Origin of the sequence: Delftia acidovorans NBRC 14950 (genome assembly GCF_001598795.1) — a bacterium.
Taxonomy (GTDB): Bacteria; Pseudomonadota; Gammaproteobacteria; order Burkholderiales; family Burkholderiaceae_C; genus Comamonas; species Comamonas acidovorans.
Map to the genome: position 1 here is coordinate 30,543 of NZ_BCZP01000011.1, position 25,035 is coordinate 55,577.

Genomic DNA, 25,035 nt, shown 5'->3' on the forward strand with positions numbered 1-25,035 from the left:
TCAGCCTTCGGCTTTTCCGTAGAGGCGCTCGGCCGGGATGCCCAGATCCTCGCAGGCGGCCAGCAGGGAGCGCACGGAGCGCATGGCGGCCGACTCCGGGTCGAACTCGATGCTGGTGATAAACGACAGCCACGGCTCCAGCCCCAGTGCATAGACGAAGACCTGCTCGCACTGCAGCATGCGCAGCAGGCCCATGGCGCGGCGGTAGTCCGAGCCGTCGAGCCGGCGCGACTGGTCGCGTGCGCGGTCCAGCGGTGTCGGCAGCAGCGGACCGTACAGCCAGCTCAGGGGCGCGCCCTCGCACTCCATGCCGATGAACAGGGCCTGCAGCGAACCCACCACGGGGCGCAGGTGCTCGTACAGGCGAGGCTCCAGATTGTTGGAGTCCGCCGCGAACAGCAGGCGGCTGCCGGCGGCATCCACCAGCCAGGCGGCCTTGGTGCGAATGTCCAGATCGGCATGCTCGCCCAGGAAAGGCAGGGCGGTGACCGTCAGGTCGCCCTCGCTGAAGACCTCCAGCGGGCCGATTTCCTGCACATCGGCAAAGCCCGCCGCCTGCAGTGCGAGCTTGAGCGAGGGGTCGGCAAGACTGCCTCCCCCGCCGGCTGGCACCAGAACCCGACCGATGCGCGAGCGCAGGGCCAGCAAGGTCTCCAGCTGCACATGGTCCTGGTGGTTGTGCGTCAGCGCCACGCAGTCGATGCGCTGCGGCAGGTCGGCCAGCGTGAAGCGCGGTGTCTGGCCCGCGCTGCCACCGGCAGGCACCAGGGGATCGATCAGCACGCTGCGCCCACCTGGCGTCTCGACCAGCACGCAGGCATGGCCGAAATACCGCCAGCGCGCGCTGCCCACCGGCGCCGTGTCCGCCAGGTCCCCACCGCGCCGGGCCGGTGGCGTGCCGGTCAGCAAAGCGTGGAAGCGGTCGGCCCGCGCGCCCTCCAGCCCGAGCGACTCGGCGATGGCATCGAAGGGGCGCGGTGCGTGCCGCAGCGCTGCCAGCATGTCGTTGGCGGGGCTGGCATACGGAATCTGCAGGGCGACCGCCCCGTCACGTTCGAGCTGCGGCGTGCCCAGGGCAAAGGGCCGCACATCGCCGCCGCGCATCACCAGCGTGCTCTGAGCCGAGGTGTCATACAGCGGGCTGCGGTAGAGCAGCGCCTCGATCAGGCGCAGGTCCGGTGCGCCGGTCAGCGAGTACACGAGCTCCGCATAGCCGCGCACCGAATCGGGAAGGCGCGGATACAGCTGCGCCATCGAATGCCCATCGGCCTGGGTCTTGAGCAACTCCCAGCACTGCCCCAGGTCGGCAGCAAACGACAACAGCCCGGCATGGCGCTGGCGCGTCTCGTCCAGCAGGGCCTGGATGTCCCCGCGGCGCTCGGCCGGCCAGTCCATGAAGGGGCCGCCGCGCATGGCGGCATTGGCCACGGCCTGGGCATGCAGCTCGGGCGCCTCCAGATAGGACTCCATGATGCGCACGTAGCGGTTGGCCAGGTACAGGGCCGCCGTGGCGGGCGAAATCAGAAAGGACCAGGCATACCAGCCCGCGAACCGTGGCACGGCCACCACGTCCTCGCGCAGATAAAGCGGTGTTGCGTCAGCCATGTGTCTCCTCAAGCCAATAGGTCAGCGGCCGGTCCTGGTCCAGCGTCTCCAGCAGGTGCGCCATGGACTCCAGCAGGGCGTCGGCCACGGCGGGAGCGACCTTGAGCGCGTCGTGCACCGCCAGCAGGCGAAAATCGTCGCCGGGCATGACTTCCAGGTTGAACGGGTGGTGCCAGGCGTCACGGATGTCCACATCGTGAAAAGCCAGGGCGGCGCTGTCGCTGCCCAACTCGCCCAGCGGGTAGTTCTGAATGCGCAGCGCCGTGCCGAACAGGTCATCGGCAGCGGCCAGCCCGGCGGCCGATGCGATAGCCCGCGGCGCCAGCCAGGCATGACCAGACGCCTGCATGCGCCGGCGCTGCAACTGCTGGCAGGCGGCGGCAAAGCCCTGCGCCCGGTCGAGCCTCACGCGCAACGGCGGTGTGGCCAACATGGCGCCCACCATGGCCTCGGCACCCTCGAGTTCGGCGGGACGCAGGGCCGAGGTGACGCCAAAGGCCAGGTCGTCGCGCCCCATGTGCCGCGCCAGCACCAGCGCCCACGCCAGCAGGGCCACGCTGGGCACCGACAGGCGGTGGCGGCGGGCAAAGGCAGCCACGCTGGCGCCCGTCCCGGCTGCCAGCACCCGGTGCACCTGGCGGGAACGTCCGCTGGCCACGGCTGCCTCGGCAGCAGGCCAACGCGAGGGCGCCAGGCCCGCCAGTTCATTCTTCCAGAAGGCCTGCGCGCTGCCCGCATCCTGCGCATCCAGCCAGTCGAGGAAGCGCCGCACGTCGGGCGCTGGAGTGTCGGGCGCCGCCGCGCCGGGCAAGCGGCCCGCATAAACGGCCTGCACATCGGCCATCAAAATCGGCATCGACCAGCCATCGACCAGCAGGTGATGGTAGGTCCAGCAAAAGCGCCAGCCGCCGTCCGGCATGCGGGCGAGCGCAAAGCGCATCAGCGGGGCGCGGGCAAGATCGAAGCCGCGCGCCTGCTCGATCTCGCGCAGCGCATCGTATGCGACCTGTGCATCGGCGGGTGTCCAGGCAGACCAGTCCTCGGTGCGCCAGGGCGCGGCGGTGAGGCTGTCGTCCACATGCTGGCGCCCCGACCCGTCTGCTGCGTCCACAGAGAAACAGCCGCGCAGCGCCGCATGGCGAGCCACGGCGGCGTTCCAGGCAGCCATGAAAGCGGGCACGTCCAGCGTCGCAGGCAGGCTGGCCCCCAGTTGCACCACATAGGCGGACGATCCCGGGCAGGCCAGGGCGTGGGCCAGCATGGCGTCCTGCTGCGGCCCCAGGCCATGCGAGGGCAAGGCTGGCGCGCGCAAGGACGGGCTGGCCTGTGCGCCGCCTGCCTGTACAGAACCGGCTTGCCGCGCACTGGCCGCCGCGTGCACCAGCCAGGCCTGCATGTCGGCGGCCAGCGCCGCAATCCAGCCTTCCTCCAGGTCCCGGGGATCGTAGGTGAGATCCAGCGCCAGCCGCCCGTCCGCCACCATGGCATTGACTTCCAGCGGGAAGGCACGCGGCGTGCTCGCCGCGAAGCCCGGGCCATCGCGCTCCGGCGCAGGGCGCAGGCCCTCGCCTTCGGGCCAGGCCGTATCCCATTGCCCCAGGTAGTTGAAGGCGATGCCGGGCGGGGCCTGCGCGGCCAGGGCCTGGCGCACGGCCGGCTCGGGCGAAAGCTGGCTGAGCACGCCGTAGCCGAAGCCGCGCCGCGGCATGGCGCGCAGAGCCTCACGCACGACCGCAAGAGCAGACAGCGCGGACGGGCCCGCAGCGCCGTCCGCAGGCGGGGCATCGGGCAACGATCGAGGCAGGGGCAGTGCCAGGGGTGCCAGCGCCGTGAACCACCCCACGGTGGAGCCCACCTCCAGGCCTTCAAGCACCACATCGCGGCCATGCGACTCCAGCGCCACACCGATGCAGCGGCCCTGGACGCGACCGGCCAGGGCCGAGGCCAGCGCCGCCAGCAGCAGCTCCTGCATGGAGGCGCCATGGACCCGTGGCGCCTCGCGCAGCAAGGCGCCAGTCTCGTCCACGGACAACTGCACGCCGAGGGTGACGGCTCCGCCCACCGTGGAGGCCGCCCCGGCGCCACGCGCCAGCGGCAGGCAGGCGTCGCCTGACTGGGCCAGCCAGTACGGCAGCTCGGCACGCGCCGACTGCGATGCGGCATGGCGCGACACGGCTGCCGCCCAATGGCTGAAGGACGCGCCAGGCGGCCTGGCAATGCGGCCAAGGCGGCAGGCCTCGGCCAGATCGTCCAGCAGCACGCGCCAGGACACGGCGTCGATGGCCAGGTGGTGCACGACCAGATGCAGGCGCGCCTGTGCCTGTGCATGAGTTGGCGCCTCCTCCTGGCCCGGGGGAAGGTACAGAGCCGCGTGCATCAGCGGGCCCGCCTGCAGGTCCAGCCGCTCCTGGTTGGCCACGGCGGCGGCCTGCAGCCGCTCGCGCCATGCGGCCGGCGTTTCGCCAGGCGGCGATGCCACCACCTGCAGCAGCGGGACCGCAGGCGGCACAAGGCCATCGGCCAGCGTCTGCACCCAGCCGCCGTCCTCGCGGCGATAGCGCAGGCGCAGCGCATCATGGCGCTGCAGCAGCAGCGCCAGCGCGGCCTGCAGCCGTTCGGGCGCGAGGTCGGCAGGCACGGTCAACAGAAAACTCTGGTTGTAGTGCTGGCGCTGCGGAGCGTCCAGCGCCAGGAACCAGCGCTGGATGGGCGTGAGCGGCACGCGGCCATCGCCTGCAACGTCCTCGGTGGCGCGGGGCTGCACCACCGGCCCTCCGTCCTGATCCAGCAGCGCCACGAGAGCAGCCACCGTCTGCGAGGCCGGGTCCATCAGCTGCGCCAGCGTGATGGCCAGCCCCTGCCGGTTGGCCCGCGCAACCACCTGGATGGCAAGAATGGAGTCCCCGCCCAGCTCGAAAAAGCTCTGGTGCGGCCCCACCTCGGCAACGCCCAGCACCTGGGACCAGACCGCCGCCAGCCGCGCGCAGGCGTCGCCTGCAGCGGCGTCGGCGGCAGGCGCTGGCGAAGACGGCCGCGCCGGCTGCGCCGCCAGTTGCCGGCCCAGTGCCTGGCGGTCGATCTTGCCGCTGTGGGTGAGCGGGAGCTGGTTCAGCTCCACGAAATAGGCGGGAACCATGTGCGCAGGCAGGCGGGCCGCCAGGTACGCGCGCAACGCCTCGGCGCCGACGGGGTTCGCGGCGCCCACGCAGGCCGTCAGCCGGTGGTCGGCCTCGCCGTGCGCAATGACCAGCACCGCTGCGGCCTCCACGCCCGGGTGGGTGGCCAGCGCAGCCTCGATTTCGCCCAGCTCGATGCGCAGGCCGCGCAGCTTGATCTGGTGGTCGTTGCGGCCTGCAAAGTGCACGCGCCCATCGGCCAGGCGCCAGCCCCGGTCGCCCGTGCGGTACAGCCGCTCGCCGGGGTCGCCGAACGGATCCTGCACAAAGCTGGCCGCCGTCAGCCCGGGACGCCCCAGGTAGCCCCGCGCCAGCCCTGCACCGCCGATGTACAGCTCCCCCGGCGCCCCCGGGGGCAGCAGGCGCATGTCCTCGTCCAGCACATGCAGCTGCATGTTCGGCAGCGGCCGTCCAATGGGCAGCTGGTCGGCGCGTTGCACGCCCTCCTGCACGCTGACAGCCACCGAAGCCTCGGTCGGTCCATAGGCATTGAAAAAGCGCCGGCCCACCGACCACCGCAGCGCCAACTCCGGTGCACAGGCCTCGCCGGCCACCACCAGCAGGCGCAGCGCATCAAGCGAGGCCGCCTCCAGGGTGGAAAGCACCGTGGGCGGCAGTGTTGCGGCGGTGATGCCATGGCGCCGCACAAAGGCCTGCAGCTGTGGCCCGGCCCTTGCCATGTCCGGGGCAGGCACCAGCAGCGCCGCCCCATGGCGCCAGGCCATGGTCATCTCCCAGACGGAGGCGTCAAAGGACAGCGAGGCGAACTGCAGCACGCGATCGCTTCCATCCAGCGCGAACACGCGCTGCTGGGCATGGGCCAGGGCGCGCATGCCCGCCCGCGTATTGACCACGCCCTTGGGCGTGCCCGTGGAGCCGGACGTATAGATCACATAGGCCGAGGACGAGGCCTGCGGTTGGGCAAGCACAGTGGCCTCGGCAGCCTCGTCTGGCGACATGGTGCCGAATAACTGCTCCGGCGTGAGGCAGCGCAAACCCAGTTCCTCCGCCACGGGCAGCGCGGCATCGGCCAGCACCAGCACTGCGCCGCTGTCCTCCAGCATGAAGCGCTGGCGCTGCGCCGGCAGCGCAGGGTCGATGGGCACAAAGGCTGCGCCCGCGCGCAGGATTGCGGCAATTGCCGCCAGGCATACGGGAGAGCGGCCCAGGCACAGGGCCACACGGGTTTCTTGCCCTGCACCCAGGGCATACAGCGAGCAGGCCGCCTGGCTCGACAGCCTCGCCAGTTGCGCATAGTCCATGCGACCGTGCGGCCCTTCCAGGGCCGTGGCGCCGGGCGTGTGCTGCGCCCAGTGGTCGATCCAGTCCACCAGAAAGCGCTCGTCCATGGTCTCGGCAGGGCCGGTGCCGGCCTCCAGGGCATCGCGCGCCTGCTCGGGCGCGAGCTGCAGCAGCGAGCCCAGTGCCTGACCGGGCTGCGCCGCCATGGCGGCAAGCAGCGCATCGAGGTGCGACAGCAGGCGGCGCGCTGCCGCAGCCGGCACCTGCTCGCGGTCGCGGTGCAGTGCCAGGCGCCATCCATCCGTGCCTTGCATGCAGGCCAGGGTGAGCAGGAAGTTGGTGCGCTCATGGCTGGCGACTGCGGCCAGGCACAGACCACCGGCCTGCAGCGCATCGGGCGCAGGATAGTTCTGCACCAGAACCAGGGACTGGAACAGATCGCAGCCTGGCTCCAGTTCCGAGGCCTGGCGGATTTCCGCCAGCGATGCGGCCGCATGCTGCTCGCGCTCCAGGTGGTCCCGCTGCAGCGCGGACAGCCACGAGAGCAGCGGCATGCCGGCAGCCACACGCACACGCGCCGGCACCGTGGCGATCAGCATGCCGACCATTTGCTCCACGTCAGCGATGTCGGGAGAGCGCCCCGACACGGTCACACCGAACACCAGGTCGCGGCTGCCGCTGTGGCACGACAGCAGCAGTGCCCAGGCGGCCTGCAGCACGATGCCGGGCGTGGCACGCGCGGCGCGGGCCAGCGCGGCCAGGGCGCTGCTGGTGGCGGGCGGCAGCAGGCATTCGATCGGGTCCGGAGCCTCAGGCTCGACAGGCTCCCCGGCCTGGCGCAGAAAGGCCAGTGAGGTGGGCTCGTGCAGGCCCTGCAACGCCTGGCGCCAAAAGGCCTGGTCGGCCTGCACGTCGCGCCGCTGGTGCCAGCGCACGCAGTCGGCGAAATCGGGCGCGCGCGGCAGCGCTGGCGTGCCATCGCCCAGGGCCTGGCCGTACAGGCGGAAGACCTCGTCCATCACCACAGAGACCGACCACCCGTCCAGCAGCAGGTGGTGGGCGCTCCACAACAGCTCATGGCGGTCTTCTGCCGTGTGCAGCAGATGCAGGCGCATCAGGGGCGCGTGGCGCAGGTCGAAGCCCCGGGCCCGGTCCTGCGCCAGCAGTGCCGACAGGGCGGCATGCTGCGCGGCCGTATCCATGGTGCGCCAGTCGTCGTGCTGCCAGGGCAGCTCCACGTGGGCATGCACATGCTGCATGGCCTCGCCATCGTCCCAGTGGAAGCTGGTACGCAGCACGCCGTGGCGTGCCACCACAGCTTCCCAGGCACGGCGCAGCGCTGCCGGGTCCAGCGGACCCTGCAGGGTCAGTGTCAATTGATCGAAGTAGACCTGGTCATCGGGTGCACGCAGACTGTGGTAGAGCAGGCCGTGCTGCAGGGGCGTGAGCGCCAGCACGGCCACCGGAGCACGGCTGCGGGGAACGGCCTGCGGCACCTGCCCGGCCGGGGCAGCACATGCTCCACGGCCCTCACGCGCGGCGCTGGCGATCTCGGCCAGCACGGTCTTCACCTCATCCAGCCATTGGGCGATGCGCTCGCGGTTCGGCCCCCCTGCCGGAAAGCTCAGTTCCCCGCGCAGCCGGCCATTCCAGAGCCCCGCATTGAGCTCGATCACATGGCTGCGCGCCAGTCCGGGGGCCTGCGCAGGTCCCGCCGCCTCATCCACCGGAGCGATGGTCTCGTCCCCGGCAGGGGCGCCGTCCATGCGGCCCAGGTAGTTCAGCAGCAGTTCCGGTTCAGGCAGCGCGGCCAGGCCGGCGCGCACGGCGCCGTCGGGCGAGCGGTAGCGCAGCAGCCCCAGCGCCAGTCCCTGCCATGCGGCGCCGCGCACCTGAGCGGCAACCTGCGCCACCACCGCCGCGGCATCGGCGGCGCCGTGAGCTGGCTCGATGCCCACGCGCTGCAGCGCCGTGAACCAACCGACGGTGCGAGACAGGTCCAGCTCCTCGAAGAGGTCGGCGCGTCCGTTGCGCTCCAGATCCAGCCGCCAGGGACCATCCACCCCCAGCCGCACGCCTGCCACAACCAGGGCGGCGAGCAAAGCCTCGTCCACGCGGGCGGCAAAGGCACGCGGCACCTCGTGGACCAGGGCCTGCGTCGTCTCCTCGTCCAGTTCGAAGGCCAGGGTCTGGGCCTGGCCCACGCAACCGGCTGGCGTCTGGGGAGGCAACACGGTCGCGCCCACCTGGCTGAACGCCTGTTGCAACGCCTGCGCCTGCGCAGCCGCCTCGGGCCCGGCGGCCAGCTCGCCCAACCGGTGCGACCAGCGCGCATAGGAGCTGGTGGGCGCGGGCAGTCGCACGGGCTCGCCGCGCGACACTTGTGCGCAGGCCAGGGCCAGGTCTTCCAGCAGTACCGACCAGGAATAGGCATCCACCGCCAGGTGGTGAATGGCCAGCATCAGCCGGCCCGTGCCGGGCAGCAGCACGCCACGCACCATGCGGCCGGACGCCGGGTCCATGGCGCGCTGGGCCGCGGCAAAGGCTTCGGCCTGGCGCTGCTGTGCCTCTGCCGGTGCAAGGCCCTCCAGGCAGACCACGTCCAGCACAGGCCCGGGCGCCATGGGGGCAATATCCAGCACGCCTTGTGCGTCCACCCGCAGGCGCAGCATCTCGTGGCATGCCACCACGCCCGCGAGCGCCCGCTCCAGCGCTTCGGCCGGCAACTGCGGGGGCACGCGCAGCACGGCCGCCTGGTTGTAGTGAGCGGCCCCTGCCCCTGCATGCTCCAGGAACCAGGCCTGGATGGGGGTCGGTGACAACGGTGCCCCGGCCTCCGCCACCGGTACCGTCGGCGCGGCCCGCGACCGCAGGGCGATCTCCCCGGCCAGGGCACGCACGGTCTGGGTGCGGAAGATGTCGCGCACCACCAGGTCCAGGCCCTGGCGGCGCGCACGCGAGACGATCTGCAGGCAGCGGATGGAGTCCACACCCAAGTCGAAGACGTTGTCGGTGACGCCCACCTGCGCAAGGTTCATCACCTCGGCAAAGAGCCTGGCCAGGGTGGCTTCCAGCGGGCTGCAAGGCTGGGCCGTGCCGTCCGCCACAGGCAGCTGCGGCGGCGACTGGAGGGCCAGCCCCGCCAGCGCGCGCCGGTCGATCTTGCCCGATGCCGTATGGGGCAGGCTCTCCAGCACGCGGCACACGGCAGGCACCATGTAGGGCGCAAGCCGCTCGGACAGCCAGCTGCGCAGCGCCGCCGCATCGGCCTGTCCCGCAACCACCGCGAGCAACACCGGCTGGCCTGCGCCATCGTGCGCCAGCACCACGGCAGCCTCGCGCACGCAGGGATGGGCCATGAGGGCGGCCTCCACTTCGGCGGGCTCGATGCGAAATCCCCGGATCTTCACCTGCGCATCGCGCCGGCCCAGGAACTCCAGCGCACCGTCGGCACGCCGCCTCGCCAGGTCGCCGCTCCAATAGGCGCGCGCCCCGCCCAGTGCGGCGCAGGCGCGAAAAGCGGCCTGTGTGGCCTCGTCCTGTTGCAGATACCCCTGCGCCACACCACCGCCGCCGATGACGATTTCGCCGATGGCCCCGGCAGGCAAGGCCTGCCCGGCGCTGTCCACCACGGCCAGTTGCACGCCCTGCAGCGCATGGCCCAGAGGCAGGATCTCGGCCGCCAGAGGCAGCACGTCGTGCGCGGGGTCGAAGAACGCGGCCGAAATGGTGGCCTCCGTCGGGCCATAGCCGCTGAGCAGGGCCACAGGATGGCGGCACAGCGCCTGCCACTGGCGCAAGCTGCGCACGAAAACGCGGTCGCTGCCCGTGACCACCAACCGCAGGGCGGGCGGAACAGCCGTGCCCGATGCATGCAGCATGCCCACCCACTCGTGCCAGAACGCGGACGGCAGATTGAGCACGGTCAGCCGCGCGCCTGCCACCTGGGCCTGGAAAGCCTCCAGGCTGTCAAGACTGTTCTGTGCCCGCAGCACCACGCAGGCACCGGAGGCCAGCGTGGGGAAGATCTCCTCGGCAGCCACATCGAAATCGGGTGCCGCGAACTGCAGCACGCGATCGGTCTCGCACAGGCCGAACTCACGCGCCACCGCCGCCGCATGGTGGGCCAGGTTGGCATGGCTCACGACCACGCCCTTCGGGGCGCCGGTCGATCCCGAGGTGAAGCAGACATAGGCCCGTTGCGCGGGGTCTGCGAGCCAGGGCTGCTGCGCGGCGCTGCCGGCAGGCTCTGCCACCAGGTCCGGCGCCAGGTCCGGCGCTACCAGCACCGTATGCGAAGGCCACTGCTCCGCCGCAGACGCGGTAATGACCAGGCGCACGCCGGCCGCCTCCATCATGGTCGCGCGCTGTGCCAGCGGCCTCGCCAGGCTGAGTACGGCATAGGCACAACCACAGCGCCAGGCCGCCAGCATGGCCACCGGCAAAGCCAGGCAGTTGCCCAGGCCCAGGCCGATCAGGTCGCCGGGCCTGGCACCCGCGCCGCGCAGTCGCCCGGCCAGTGCGTCGGCCTGGCACACAAGCTCGCGCAGCGAAAGTGCCGCGCCATCCGCCTGCACGGCCATGCGCTGCGGCCAGCGATCGGCAGCGCGGGCTATCAGCGCGGGGACGGATGCCGGCGCAGCGCCCTCGGGCATGGCTGGTGCGGGAGCCACGGCGCAGGCCTGCGGGGCCAGCGCCAGCCGGGACAGTGCAAGGCCGCACGCCCACTGCCCCGCCACATGCGCAAACTGCGCGCACAGCGCAGCCACGGTGGCCGGGTCGAACAGGTCGGCGTCGTACTCCATGTCGCAGGCGAAGGCTTCGCCGTCCAGACGCGCCGACAGGTTCAGGTCCAGCTCTGGCGCCGCCGCTGGCACGGGCAGCGGCCGCACGGCCAGCCCCTGCATCGCCAGCACGGCTGCACCAGCGGTCTGCTGCACGAACATGGTCTGGAACAGGGGCGCACGGTTGAGCGCCCGCTCGGGCCGCACGGCCTGCACGATGCGCTCGAACGGCAGGTCCTGGTGCTCGAATGCCTGCAGGCAGGTGCGGCGAACGCGCTGCAGCAGCTCGGCAGGTTGGGGGTCGTCGCGCAGGTCGATGCGCAGCGGCAGGGTGTCGATGAAGAAACCGACCAGTCCCTGCGTCTGCGGCGTGTCCCGGTGGGCCACCGGGCAGCCGATGACGACCTCGTCCTGGCCGGTCCAGCGCCCCAGCACGGCGGCATAGGCGGCCAACAGCGCCATGAAGGGCGTGACGCCTGCGCGTGCTGACGCCTCCTGCAGCGCCTGGGTGCCCTCCGGCGAGATGCGAAAGTGATGGTGGGCGCCACTGGCGCCGCGCTCTGCGGGCCGGGGCCTGTCCAGCGGCATCGCCAGCTGGGTGGGTGCGCCCTGCAGTTGCGACTGCCAGAAGGCCAGTTGCGGCGCCAGCCGCGCCTCATCCAGCGTGGCGCGCTGCCAGGCCGAGTAGTCTGGGTAGCGCAGGGGCAGCGGTTGCAGCGGCGACGGCAGGCCCTGGCAGGCCGCGTCATACAGCTGGCCGAGTTCGGCCAGCAGCAGCCCCATGGACCAGAAATCCCCGGCAATGTGGTGCAGCGACAGGGCCAGCACGTGGCGCTGCGGCTCCAGTGCAAACAGGCGCAGCCGCAAGGGGGGCGCCTGCGTCAGATCGAAGGGCTGGCGCGCCTGCTGCGCCATCAGGTCGGCCAGGCCCTGGGGTGAGGCATCGTCCACGGACTCTGGCTGAAGGCGCACGGCCGTGGCAGCGCCGATGCGCAGCACCGGCTCGGCGGCCTCGTCCACGATGACGCTGCGCAGCAGCTCGTGGCGCTCCACCAGCACCGTCAGCGCCTGCTGCAGGGCCTCAAGGTCCAAAGGGCCTTCGAGCTCGAAACAGGCGGCCATGATGAAGGCGCTGCCACCGCCCTCCAGCCGGTCCAGGAACCAGAGCCGGCGCTGGTTGAAGGACAGCGGCACGCGGTCGGGATCCACCTCTGCAGCAGCTCCTGCGGCCACTGGCGCGGGCCCGCTGCGTGACAGCAGGGCCAGCAGCTGCGGCTTGAGAGCGCGCAGCTCATCGCGCATCTGCCCGCCAATGGCACCTGCCGGGCCGCGCACTTTCAGATCGCCGCCCTCGACTTGCACGGTCACGCCCAGCTGCGCCAGGCGGGCCAGCAGATCGCTTGCCCTGTCGCTCGCACTCTTCATAAGGTGAATTCCTCCACGGTGCCGCCCATGGGCCGGCACGCGTCAACAAAGTCTGCCAAGTCGCCGAGCACCGGATGCTCGAACACCGCCGCGATGCCCAGCTCCACGCCGAAATGCTCACGCACATAGGCCAGCACGCGCATGGCAATCAGGGAATGGCCGCCCAGTTCGAAGAAGTGGGATTGCGCACCGATCTCGGCTACGCCCAGAACCTCGCGCCAGACGGCGGCCAGCCGTTGCCGCGTGTCCGGGCCTTCGCCGCCCTGCTCAGGGGCCTGTGCCGGCTCGCCGCTGGCGGGCAGGCCTGCGGGCGCTGCAGCCGCGTCCGTCCAGACGCTTCCGGCCAGGCGCAGCAGGGAGGGCAGGTCGCGCACGCAAACCGATACGCGGGGATGGGGCGAGGCCAGGGCACGCCGCAGCACGGCCACGCCTTCGGCGGGCGTCAGTCCCTCGCTGGCGGCCAGTGCGGGCAGGCCCCAGCGCTGGCGGGCCATGACGGTCATGCCCACTTCGGTCCAGTCGTCCCAGTCGATGGCCTGCGTGAAGCCGCCACGGCGTGCCGTGCGCTCGGCGGCGAACAGCGCCAGGAACTCGTTGGCGGCGGCATAGCCGATCTGGCCGAACTTGCTGCCCGGCACTACCGTGCCCAGCGAGGAGAACAGCACAACGAAGTCGGGTTCTTGTCCGGCCAGGGCCGCATCCAGCGCCAGGGCGCCCTGGACCTTGGCTGCCATGGCCGTGGCGATGCTGGCGTCGTCGCGGTTGTGCACCACCCCGCCCTGGTCCGCCACCCCGGCCGCATGCAGCACGCCGTCCACGCGGCCAAACCGGCTGCGGGCCCGGGCCAGGGCATCGCCCAGCGCTCTGGCGTCGGACACATCGCAGGCCAGCGCCAGCACCTGGGCGCCGCGCGATTGCAACTGAGCGACCAAGGATGCATCGACATGCCGGCCCAGCAGCACCAGATGCGCGCCGCTGCCGGCCAGCTCGCGCGCCAGCGCCGAGCCCATGCCACCGAATCCGCCCGTCAGCACATAGACGCCTGCAGGCCTGAAGCGCGCCTGGCCGGCCAGCGGCTCGGGCAGGCGCTGCGCCGTGAACTGCGGCACCCAGCGCCGCCCGCGCCTGAGGGCGACCACGGGCTGCGGGGCCTGCGACAGCGGATCGGTGCGCAGCAGCTCGGCAGCCAGGGCCTGGAGCGCCTCGCCTGCGCCCGGGCCGTCCATGTCACGGACATCGATGAGGCGGCAATCGAGGTTCGGATACTCCAGCGGCAACACCTTGACGGCGCCGAGCAGCGTTGCAGCGCCCGCGGCCAGGGCCTCGTCGCCGTCCACGTCGGCTGCGCCAGTGGTCACGATGTCCAGCCGCACCGGCCAGGGCGGCACCGCGCTGCCCAGGGCGCGTGCCAGCCCCAGGACGCCGAAGAAGCCTCGCCGCAACAGATCGTCCGGCGCGCCGCCGCGTGTGGCCTCCAGGTGCACGATGCGCTGCGGCCGTGCATGCTCCGGCAAGGCATCCAGAAGACGCCGGAAATCCTGGTGATCTCCAGCACCGATCGTGAAATGGCCGGGCGCCGCCTGCGCAAACGCCTGGCCGGCGCTGACGGCAAGCACCTGCTGGTCGGCCACGCTCAGGGCCTGCACCAGCGCGGCGCCGGCCGGCAGGTGTACGCCCACCACCATCCAGCGCAGCGAGGCTGCGGCGGGTGCCGCAATGCCAGCGGCCTGTGCAGCGGGCTCGCGGCGCCAGCCCGGCACATGGAACCAGTCGGCCATGTCGGGCAGCTTCGGCGGAGCGGCCCGGACATCGCCCAGGAAAGGCGAGGCCGGTGAAACAGCGGAAAGCGAAGGGGCGGCTGGCGCATGCGGCTTGCCTGCCACTTCGGCAGGCCAGTGCCGGATGCGTTCGAAGGCATATACGGGCAGGGGAATGCGTCGGCCGGCTGCGGGCGGCAGGCGCCCCGGACGCGAGGCAGCGCCCAGGCACCACAGCCGCGCATGCAGCGCATCCAGCGCAGGCTCGGCGACGGACCCCTCGCTGCGCTGCAGCCCCGAGGGCGCCAGCGCATCTGCAGCCCATCCATTGGCACCAGCGAGCTTGCCCAGCACCCTGCCCGGGCCGAATTCGGCCAGCACACCGATGCCCTCGGCGCGCAGGGTCTTCAGGCCGTCGGCAAAGCGCACTGGCGCACGCAGGTGGCACGCCCAATACGCCGGGTCCGTGGCCTCGGCGTCCGTGATCCAGGTACCCGTGAGATTGGACAGGAAGCGTCGCTGCGGAGGGTGCAGCACCATGCCATCGAACAAGTCGGTGAACGCGCGCTGCATGCCCTCCATCGATGCGGAGTGGAAGGCATGCGAGGTGTCCAGCCGCATGGCGGCCTTGCCCGCATCCGCCAGCGCCGCCTGCAGCCGGTCTATGGCCGGCACCGGCCCGGCGAACACGCACTGCTGCGGCGCGTTGATGGCGGCCAGGTCGATGCCGGCATGGGCCGGGCTGGCCAGCAGTTCGCGCGCCTGAGCCTGGGTGAGCGGCACGGCCAGCATGGCTCCGTGCGGCAGCGCCTGCATCATGCGGCCGCGCGCGGCCACCAGGGCCAGGGCGTCGTCCAGCGAGAAGACCCCGGCCAGGCAGGCTGCCACGTACTCGCCCAGGCTGTGCCCCAGCAAGGCCGCCGGCTCCAGGCCGCGGGCCAGCGCGGCGCTGGCCATGGCATAGGTCACGGCGAACAGCGCGGGCTGCGCCAGCTCGGTCTGGCGCAGTGCCTGGGCATCGACGGCCACGCCGACCGGGCCGTACAGAATGCCGCGCAGATCCTGCCCCAGATGCGGAGCCAGCCCATCGGCACAACGATCGAAGACGCTGCGGTAGTCGGCGTCCTGCTCGTACAGCGCGCGTCCCATGCCGGGATACTGGCTGCCCTGGCCAGGAAACAGCCAGGCCTGCGCAGGCCGGTCGCCCTGAGACACCTGAGACACCTGGGACACCTGACAGGGCGCGGCGCGGCGCAGCAGCGCCGCCGCCTGGGCCGTGCCGTGCGCCACCACGGCCGCGCGCCAGGCAAAGGCGGCCCGGCCCTGGTGCAGCGTGAACGAGAGGTCGGCCAGCGAAGTCTCTGGCGCCTTGTCCAGCATCCCTGCCAGGGCCAGCAGGCCGGCCTGCAGCGCGGCCGGCGTGCGCGCCGACAGCGGCAGCACCCAGGCCTGCGGCAGCGCGCCCGTGCTGGACGCATGGGGCGCGTGCGCCGCCGCCTGCTCGATCACCACATGCGCATTCGTGCCGCCGATGCCGAAGGCACTGATGCCTGCGCGGCGCGTGCCGTCATGCGTCCACGGCCGCTGCCGGGAGACCACCTCGATGGGGACGGAGGCAAAGTCCGCATGCGGATTGGGGGCCGAAAAATGCAGGCTGGCCGGGAGCACGCCATGGTGCACGGCCAGCACGGCCTTGATGAAGCCTGCAATGCCTGCAGCCGTATCGGCATGGCCGATGTTGCTCTTGACGGAGCCCAGCGCCAGAGGACGGCTGCGGGCCGCCGTGTCCTGCGCGCCCGCGCCACCGGCTGTGTTGCCGAACACACGGCCCAGGGCCGCGATCTCCACCGGGTCGCCCAGTGCCGTGCCCGTGCCATGGGCCTCGATGTAGTCGATGTCGGCCGGAGCCAGGCGCGCCGCTGCCAGCGCGGCGGCAATCACCCCGGCCTGCCCGTCGGCGCCGGGCGCGGTGTAGCCGACCTTGGCGGAGCCGTCGTTGTTGACGGCGCTGCCGCGCACCACGGCGAGCACGTTGTCGCCATCGGCCAGGGCGCGGGACAGCGATTTCAGCAGCACCATGCCCACGCCGCCTCCCGGCACGGTGCCGCCCGCGTCGGCCGAGAAGGGGCGGCAGCGTCCATCGGCCGACAGGATCATGCCGGGCTGGTGTACGTAGCCGTCGCGCTGCGGGAACTGGATGGACACGCCCCCGGCCAGGACCATCTCGGCACTGCCCTCGCGGATGGCACGGCAGGCCATGTCCACCGCGACCAGGGATGAGGAGCAGGCCGTCTGCACGGCCATGGCCGGGCCCTTGAGGTTCAGGTGATAGGCGATGCGGCTGGCGGCAAAGTCCTTGTCATTGCATGACAGCGCGTGGTAGGTGTCGGCGCCGGCCGGCAGTTCGCCGCCCGGATACAGCACGCGCAGATAGGTGTTGGTGCCCACGCCCAGGAAGACGCCGATGCGCCCGCCATGGGCTTCGGGCGTGTAGCCCGCATGCTCCAGCGTGTGCCAGGCGCACTCCAGTGCCACGCGGTGCTGCGGGTCGAAGGTCAGGGCATCGCGCGGACCCACGCCGAAGAAGGCCGCATCAAAGCAGTCCGCATCGCCGATGCGCCCGGCCGAGCCCACGAAGCCCGGAAGCGGAGCGTCTGGCGCGCCACCGTGGTCGATGCCCTCGCGGCCTTCGAGCAGCAGGCGCCAATAGGCATCGAGATCAGGCGCACCGGGATAGCGGCAGGCCATGCCGATGACGGCTACATCCTGTTCGCCCGCAGGCTGCGGCACCCGCTGGGCCTCCGGCGCTGCGCCATCGTGCGGGGACCGGAGCGCGTCCAGATACGCAGCCTGGCTGCGGATGGTCGTGAAGCGAAACAGCTCGCTGATGGGCACGGATACACCCAGGTCCGATCCCAGCCTGTCGTGCAGCGCCACCAGCAGCAGCGAGTGGCCTCCCACGTCGAAGAAGTTGGCATCCGCATCGATGCCGGCACAGCCGAGCACCTCGCTCCACAGCGCGGCCACGCGTGCCTGCGTGGCCGCGGGCACCGGCAAGGGGGTCCTGCTGCCGCCGTCCGCCCCGCCATCGAACTGCGGTTGCGGCAACGCCCTGCTGTCGATCTTTCCATGCGCAGTCAGCGGCATCGCATCCACGCGCACCACCACGGCCGGCACCATGTGCGGGGCCAGCGTGCCACGCAGCCGCGCGCGCAAGGCTGCCGCGTCCAGATCCTGGCCACCGGCCACCCAGGCGGTCAGGCGCTGCTGGCCCTGTGCATCGGTCCAGGGCATGGCAAAGGCCTGGGCCACGCCGGGCTGCTCCAGCAGGGCGGCCTCGATCTCGCCAGGCTCGATGCGAAAGCCGCGCAGCTTGATCTGGCGGTCCATGCGCCCGAGGAACTCCAGAGTTCCGTCTTCACGCCACCGGCCCCGGTCACCGCTGCGGTACAGGCGTGCGCCCCCCGAGCCGTCAAAAGGATCGGGGCCGAAACGTCCGTCGCCCATGCCGCTGGCGACATAGCCGGGACTGACATTCGGGCCGCCGATCCAGATCTCCCCGGCCACCCCCACGGGAACCCGCCGCCCCTTGTCGTCCACCACGTACAGGCGCGCATCGCCCAGCGGGCGGCCTATGCCCGGCGACTGGCCCGGCAGGTGGCGTGCGGCGGTGGCTGTCACGGTAGCCTCGGTCGGGCCGTAGGCCACGAAAAGGCTGCGCCCGCGCGACCATGCATCGGCCACGGCATCGGGACAGCGTTCCCCGCCGACGACCAGGGTCTGCAGGCACGGCAGGTCCGCCACCGGCGTGGCCACCAGCAGCGAGGCGGGGATCTGCAGGTGGGTGACGGCCATGGCCTGCAGCGTGCCGACCAGCGGGGTGCCAGGCAGGAGTTGATCGCGCGAGGCCAGGCACAGGCAGGCACCGGCCGACAGGGCGAAGGCGATATCGGACATGGCCACGTCGAAGCCGAAGGCCGCCATCTGCAGCACGCGGCTGCCGGGTCCGATGCCGAAGGCCGTGCCCGCCGCCTCGGCCAGCCGGCACAGTGCGGCATGCGTGACGCGCACGCCCTTGGGCCGGCCCGTGGAGCCCGAGGTGAAGATGATGCAGGCCAGGGCTTCGTCGCCATGGCCTGCCGGCGCAGCGCTGGCGCCAGGGGCACCCTGGTCCTGGCCCTCGACCAAGTCAACGCCTGAGCCTGGCTCGCCTGCCACGGGAAAGGACAGTGACATGGGCAGGGGCCACAGGGGCAGGCTGCAGCCCGCGACAGGCGCCTCGGCCACCACGGCCGTGGCGCAGGCATCTTCTAGCATGGCAGCGATGCGCGCGCCGGGATAGGCAGGGTCCACGGGAACCACGGTGGCCCCTGCCTCCCACAACCCGGCCAGCGCCACGATGAGCGCGGGCGAGCGCTGCGCGACCAGCGCCACGCAGTCGCCCGCCTGCAGTCCCTTGCTGCGCAACCAGCGTGCATAGGCCGAGGCCAGGCGCGACAGCTGCCCATAGTCCATCGCCTGCGGCGCGCCCGCCATGCTGGCCACGGCTGGCCGGCCGGGATGCTGCGCGGCGGCGCGGCGCAGCAGCGCATCGAGCCGCTGCGGACCCTGGTGCGGCGGGTTCAACCGCTGCGGCTGCGCCGCAGAGCAGGCCAGCCTGTCCAGCAGGACCTGTTCATGCGCATCGCACAGCGGATGGCCGTCCAGCGGCGCGGCAGGCTGCTGCAAGGCGGCCTCCAGCAGGGCCGAAAAAGCCGAAGCCAGCCGCGCCGCCAGCGCGGGGCCGAAGAGATCGGCCGCATATTCGATATGACCGCCGAGCACGAGGTCGTCTTCGCCCTGCCCTGCCAGCAAGGCCAGCGACAGGTCGCAGCGCGACACCGGTGCGGCCTGGATACGGGGCGGGACGCGCTGCCCGTCGAACGCCAGATCCCAGTCCTGCCCCTGGGAGAGCACGAACATCGCCTGTGCCAGCGCGGGGCGCTGCGCGGCGCGGGGCACGCCCGAGGACTCCACCACCTGGGCGAAGGGCACATCCTGGTGGCGCAGCGCCTCGGCCAGCTGGTCGCGCACGTTGCGGGCAAGCACATCCAGGCCGGTACTGCCGCTGACGCCCACGCGCAGGACGACGGTGTTGCTGAAGAAGCCGACCGCGCTGTCCATGCCCTCGCGTTCGCGCGCGGAAACGGGGGTTGCAACCATGACTTCGGCATCACCGCCAAAGCGTGCCAGGGTGGCAGCCCATACGGCCAGCAGCAACGCAAAGGGCGTGGTGCCCGCTTGCCGCGCCGCTGCCGTCACCCGCTGCATGCTCGCCGGCGGCAGGCAGAGCGCGGCCCGGGCATTGCGGTAGCTGCGCCGCTGCGGCATGCGCTCGGGCTGCAGTCCCAGCACGGCGGGGGCGGCGGCCAGTGCGCGCCGCCAGTATTCAAGCTGCGGTGCCCACAGACCCTTGTCGCCGCACGCGCGCTGCCACTCGGACACATCGATGCATTGCAGGGGCGGCGGCAGCGCCGACAGATCACCGCCCTGCAGCGCATGCGCCAGCTCCCGCATGAATATTTCGCAGGACTGGCCGTCCACCGCCGTGTGGTGCATGGAAATCACCAGCGCGTGGTCGTGCATGCCCAGGGTGAGCAGCGTGGCCGAACAGGGCAGCGCGTGGTCCAGCGCAGGCGGCCGCGCCACTTCGTCGTCCAGAAAGCGCTCCAGCGCCGCTTCGGCACCGGGGCCCGAGAGATCCCGCCGAACCAGCGAGAAATCACCGGCCTCCCCCACCTGCTGCCACAGCAGGCCATCGCGCAGCACCAGGCGGGTGCGCAAGGCCTCGTGGCGCAGCACCACGGCGCGCAGTGCCTGCTCCAGCCTTCCGGCATCCAGCCCGGCGCCAGTGCGGTAGCACACCACCTGGTTGTAGGCGCCGCGCTGGGCCTCATGCTGCTCGATCAGCCACAGGCGTTCCTGGTTGAAGGAGGCGCGAGCCTCGCGCCCCGGATGCGCCGGCCCCCGGCCGATGGCCGGCAGGCCCGCGCCGGGCGCAGCCTGGCCGATGCGCGTCGCCATGGCGGCCAGCGTCGGCACCTCGAACACGGCCGCCGCGTCCAGCGGCACGCCCCATTCCTGGCGGACGGCCTGGGCCAGCCGGGCCGCATTGAGCGAATGCCCGCCCATCATGAAGAAATCCGCGTCGGCGCTGACGGGACGGGAGCCGATCACGCGCTCCCAGACATCGGCCAGGCGCGCCTGTGCGGCCGTCAGCGGCAGGCGGGGCGCGTTGCCCTCGCCGCTCGCCGGCAGGTCGTCGGGGCCCGGGGCCGGCAAGGCGCGCACATCGACCTTGCCGTTCGGATTGAGCGGCAACTGCGCCAGACGCACATAGGCACTGGGCAGCGCTGCACGGGGAAGGCGATCGCGCAACCAGGCATGCAGTGCGGAGGCGGCGGGCGCATGCCCCGGCAGGTGCACCACCCAAGCGGCCAGAACGGTCTCGCCGTCGGTGCCCACCCATCCGGCGGCGGCCGCGTCGGCCACGCCGGGGTGAAGCAACAGGGCCGCGCGCACCTCCGCAGGGTCTACGCGAACGCCACGGATTTTCATCTGCCGATCCAGCCGCCCCAGGCAGTCGAGCCCGCCATCGGGCCGCCAGCGGCCCAGGTCGCCGGTGCGAAAGCCGCGGGCGCCGTCCAGGGCCGCAGTGGGCTGGAAGCGCTGCCGGGTCTCCCGCTCACGGCCCAGGTAGCCGAGCGCCAGGCCATCGCCGCCCACCACGATCTCCCCGGCCACCCCCACGGGCAGTGCCTGGCCAGCGGCGTCGCAGACCGCAATGCGGTGGCCCGGAATGGGCCGGCCTATGGGAACGAGATGGCCACCGGCCTGTGTCACCTCCTGGAAGGTCGAGTCGGCCGAGATTTCAGAGGAGCCATAGAGGTTGAGCAGGCGGCAGCCCGGCAGGGCCGCAAGAAAGCGGCCGGCCAGGTCGCTGGAAAGCGCCTCGCCGCTGACCGTACAGTGCCGCAGCGCGGGCAGCAGGCCTGCCGTATCAGCGGCCGGCTCCAGCAGGGCCTTGAGCAGCGAGGGAACCACCACCAGCCGGGTCACCCCATGGCGTGCCAATGCGCCGGCAAAGGCACGCGGGTCCACCACATCGGCATGCGCCAGCACCACGCTGGGCACGCCCGCCAGCAGGGGGCCGAAGAACTCCCAGATGAAATCGACGAAGGCCGGCGTGGTCTTCTGGCAGCACACTTCGCCCGCGACAAAGGGATAGGCATCCCACATCCACAGCAGGCGATTCACGGCGCCGCGGTGCAGTCCCATGACAGCCTTGGGCTCGCCCGTGGAGCCCGAGGTGTAGAGCACGTAGGCCAGGGTATCGGGGCCGATGCACAGCGCAGGCGCCTCGGCCTCGGGCAACAGCATGCCGGGATCGATGAGCAGGGGAGCGCCTGCGGCCGGCAGCCATGCGGGCCGGCCCTGCGCCAGCAGCAGCGATGCACCGCTGTCGGCCAGCATATAGGCCAGGCGCTGCGCAGGATGGTCCGGGTCCATGGGCACAAAGGCCGCGCCGGCGCGCAGCACGGCCAGCAGGGCCACGGCCAGGTCGGCACCGCGCGGCAGACACACGGCCACGGGAATGCCGGCTGCAGCCCCCCCTGCCCCGGCCCCTGTGGCGCTTGATGCGCCAAGCTGAGCGACAAGGTGGGCCGCCAGGGTCGCCGAGCGCCGGTCCAGTTCCTGGTAGCTGACTGCGCGGCCCGCATCGATCAGCGCGGTCGCGGCGGGCGACTGGCGCGCGCGCCGCTCGAACATCGCCGCCAGGCTGCCAGCGCTCTCGATGCGCTCGCCCAGCGGCGCCGGATGCAGTGCGTCCAGGCCGCGCCGTGCGTCGGCCGGCCGCTGCAGCGGCAGCACGGACAGCGGCAGCGAGGGCTGGGCCAGCGCCGCTTGCAGCAGCACCGGCAATGCGATGGCGATGGCCTGAGCCACCTGCTCATCCACCAGGCCCTCGCGGTACTCCAGCCAGCCCGCAATGGCGCCATCGTCGCGCCCCTGGTCCAGCTCCAGCGTCAGATCGGCGCGGGCCACAGGCAGGGGAACGGCCTGTCCCGTCAGCAGGACATCGCCGGCCGCCTCGCGCAGCGCAGGCAGCGCCTGGAAGACAAGCATGGCCTGATACAGCGGCTGCACCCCCGGCAGGCGCGGCGGGTTGACCGCCTGCACCACGGCCTGCAGCGGCAGGTCCTGGTGGGCAAAATCCTCAAGGCAGGCTTCGCGCACGCGCTCCACCAGGGCTGCAAAGCCGGGGTCTGCGCGCAGGTCGGTGCGCAGCACCAGGGTCTCCACCAGAAAGCCCACGGTGCCGCCGGTGTGGGGACGGTGGCGGTTGGACACGGGCACGCCCACGGCCAGATCGTCCTGGCCGGTGAAGCGCGCCAGGACGGCATTGAAGGCGGCCAGCACCACGGTGAAAGGCGTGGTGCCACAGGCGGCGGCGAATCTTCCCAGTTCCGCCGCCAGCGCGGGCGCAAGCACCACCGCGATACGGCCGCACCGGTCCTGACCCGCCTCGCGCGGCCCGGCAAAGGGCAGCTCCAGCAGCGGCGGCAGGCCTGCAAGCCTGTTGCGCCAGTACGCTGTCAGGGCCGGCAAGGCCTGCTGCCGGGCGCTGTCGCCCAGCCAGGCGACGTAGTCGCCAAAGCGCTGCGGCTGCGGCAGGTCCGCGGCCGCCCCGCCCAGTTGCGCGGCGTAGAGAGCGGCCAGCTCGCGCAGCACCAGCGAGGCCGACCACAGGTCGATGATGGCGTGGTGAAAACCCAGCAGCAGAACCTGCTCGCCGTGGGCGCGCAGCAGATCGGCCCGGAAGAGGCTGCCCCGCTCCAGCGAGAAAGGCCGGGCCGCCGCGTCCTGCAGCGCCTGCGGCATCGATGCCGGGCCGACATCGTGCACCGCCAGCGGCAATGCATCCAGCGCATCGAAGACCAGGCGCGCCGCTTCGCCATCGGCATCCTCGAAGCGAGCACGCAGGCTTTCATGGCGCTGCGCCAGGGCGGTCAGTGCGGCCTGCAGCGCGGCCACATCGGGCGTCGCGCCACAAAAGCGCACGGCAAGGCCAAGATTGAACTCGCCACGAGCCCCGTGAATGCGCTCCATCATCCACAGCCGCTGCTGCGCCGACAGCGCGATCACGGGCGCATCTGCGGCACGTGGCGCGGCGCCTGGCGCCTGCGTGTCTGGCAGCTCGAAGCCATCCTCTGCCAGCAGGGCCGCCAGCAGATCGTCGTCGGAAAAACCGCCCGCGCTCATGGCAGCGCCTTGGTTGCTGCAGCGCCGTGGGCGGCCGCCTTTTGATCAGGGGTCATGCTTTCGATCTCGAACAGCCGGCCCGCAATGGCCAGCGTGATTCCCGGGCGGGATTCCAGCGCAATCACGCGCTGGCAAAAATCTGCCATGCAGGGGTGGCGCAACAGCTCGGCCATCGATATATCGACGCGAAACAGCTCCCGCGTGCGCGCCGCGATCTGCGCCGCCCCCAGCGAATTGCCGCCCAGCGAGAAGAAGTCGTCGTCCACACCACAGTCGGCCAGGCCCAGCGCCTTGCACCACAGGCGCACCATGTAGCGCTCGAACGCATTGCGTGGCGCTGCGCTGGATGCCATGCCCGCAGCCAGGCGCAAAAGGGCCGCGCGGTCCAGCTCCCCCCGGGCATCGGTGGGCAGGGATGCGACGTTCAGCACCGGCACGCTCACCGGCCGTCCACAGGCATCGTGCAGCCACCGATGCGGTGCGGACGGGTCACCGCTGCCGGCCACTTCATTCACTTGCTCCACTTGATCCACTTGATCCTCTTCGCCGGCACGGCGCGCGTCGACTGCGGCGCCTTCACGCACCCAGACCAGCTCATCGGCACCGTAGATGGCGCCCTCGCGCACCGCGGCGTGACGGGGATGGCCGAGGTCCAGGCCCACGGTCATGACAGGCTGCTCGCCGCGCACCGCCAATTCGAAGGCCTGCAGGCCCTGCGCCTCATCGATCGACAGATAGCCCGAGGCAGCGAACAGCGCCGGGTTCGACACCTGGCGGCTCAGGCCGATGTCCCGCCACGCCGAAAAACCGAGGTAGCGGCAGCGGGCGCCACCGGCGCTGTGCGCCTGTCGCTCCACAAAGGCCATCTGCCAGGCATCTCCCGCCGCATAGGCCGCCACGCGGCGCCCCCCCAGCAGGCCCATGACCGAGCCGGCCACCAGGAACAGGGCCCGGGGATCGTGGGCGATCAGGGCGTGCAAATGGCGCGTTCCCTCGACCTTGGCGCGCTGCGCCCGGGCAAAGCATTGCTCTTCTTCCTCCGCACACAGGGCCAGGCGCGACTCGGCTGCCAGTTGCACCACGCCGGCCAGCGGCTGTCCGAAGTGCTGCTGCGCCTGGGCCACCGCGGCCTGCAGGGCGGCGGGGTCGGTGACATCGGCCTGCACGTACAGGAGCGTCCCGCTGCGCGAAAGCAGTTCCAGTGGCTGCCGGCGCTCCACAGCAGGGGCACGGCCGACGATGAGCAGCCGGGCGCGGTACCGGCCGAGCAGGTGCCGGGCCAGCAAAAAGCCCACGCCCCCCAGCCCACCGGCCAGCAGGTACAGCCCCTGCTCCTGGAATCCCTGATGCCCTGCAGCATCGGGAACCAGGGGCACCAGGGGCACCAGGGGCACCAGGCGCCGCACCCGCCGCACGCCGGCATGCCACAGCACCTCGGGCTCGCGCTGGCTGCAGCCCAGTTCCGCGCACAGCCCGGCGGCATCAAGAACGGCGGCATCGGCAGCGACACTGGCGTCGGCATCGGCAGCGACACCGGCGTCGCCCCAGGCGACATGGCGGCAGCGCAAGGCAGGCATTTCAGCCTCCAGACTGCGCAGTACCGCGCGCGCCATTGCCCGCTGGCCCTCGTCCTGAGCCGTACCTGCGCAGACCAGCAACCGGCCTGGCACATGCCCGCCGGGGGCGGCCAGCCAGCGGGCTGCCTGCAGCAGGCCAGGGGCCAGCGCCTGTTCACCGGCCAGC

Annotated in this window: 4 protein-coding genes (1 of these 4 cut by a window edge); all 4 read right to left on the reverse strand. The window is 71.8% G+C overall.

The window, feature by feature from the left end; genetic code table 11:
* Tightly spaced (each overlapping or abutting the next), the 4 genes in view from DA1_RS15760 to DA1_RS15775 form a layout consistent with a single transcriptional unit that may run on beyond the window.
* Positions 1 to 1,605, reverse strand: coding sequence for an MBL fold metallo-hydrolase (locus DA1_RS15760; protein WP_034391923.1), 1,605 nt, complete (start codon positions 1,603 to 1,605; stop codon positions 1 to 3).
* Entirely contained in the window at positions 1,598 to 12,232 is a 10,635-nt protein-coding gene (locus DA1_RS15765; protein WP_034391919.1) for a non-ribosomal peptide synthetase, read from the reverse strand. The genes DA1_RS15760 and DA1_RS15765 overlap by 8 nt, the downstream gene beginning before the upstream one ends.
* Positions 12,229 to 23,292: a hybrid non-ribosomal peptide synthetase/type I polyketide synthase gene (locus DA1_RS15770; protein ID WP_034391917.1), complete on the reverse strand. Its 11,064-nt coding sequence runs from the start codon at positions 23,290 to 23,292 to the stop codon at positions 12,229 to 12,231. The genes DA1_RS15765 and DA1_RS15770 overlap by 4 nt, the downstream gene beginning before the upstream one ends.
* Positions 23,289 to 25,035, reverse strand: partial view of an SDR family NAD(P)-dependent oxidoreductase gene (locus tag DA1_RS15775; RefSeq protein ID WP_034398333.1) — the end only. 2,285 nt of this gene lie beyond the right edge of the window; 1,747 of the gene's 4,032 nt are visible here — the last part of the coding sequence; the start codon falls outside the window, past its right edge; the stop codon is at positions 23,289 to 23,291. The genes DA1_RS15770 and DA1_RS15775 overlap by 4 nt, the downstream gene beginning before the upstream one ends.

Coding starts and splice junctions, on each gene's coding strand:
- DA1_RS15760 (WP_034391923.1), bottom strand. CDS start 1,605: ATGGCTGACGCAACACCGCTTTATCTGCGCGAGGACGTGGTGGCCGTG.
- DA1_RS15770 (WP_034391917.1), bottom strand. CDS start 23,292: ATGAGCGCGGGCGGTTTTTCCGACGACGATCTGCTGGCGGCCCTGCTG.
- DA1_RS15765 (WP_034391919.1), bottom strand. CDS start 12,232: ATGAAGAGTGCGAGCGACAGGGCAAGCGATCTGCTGGCCCGCCTGGCG.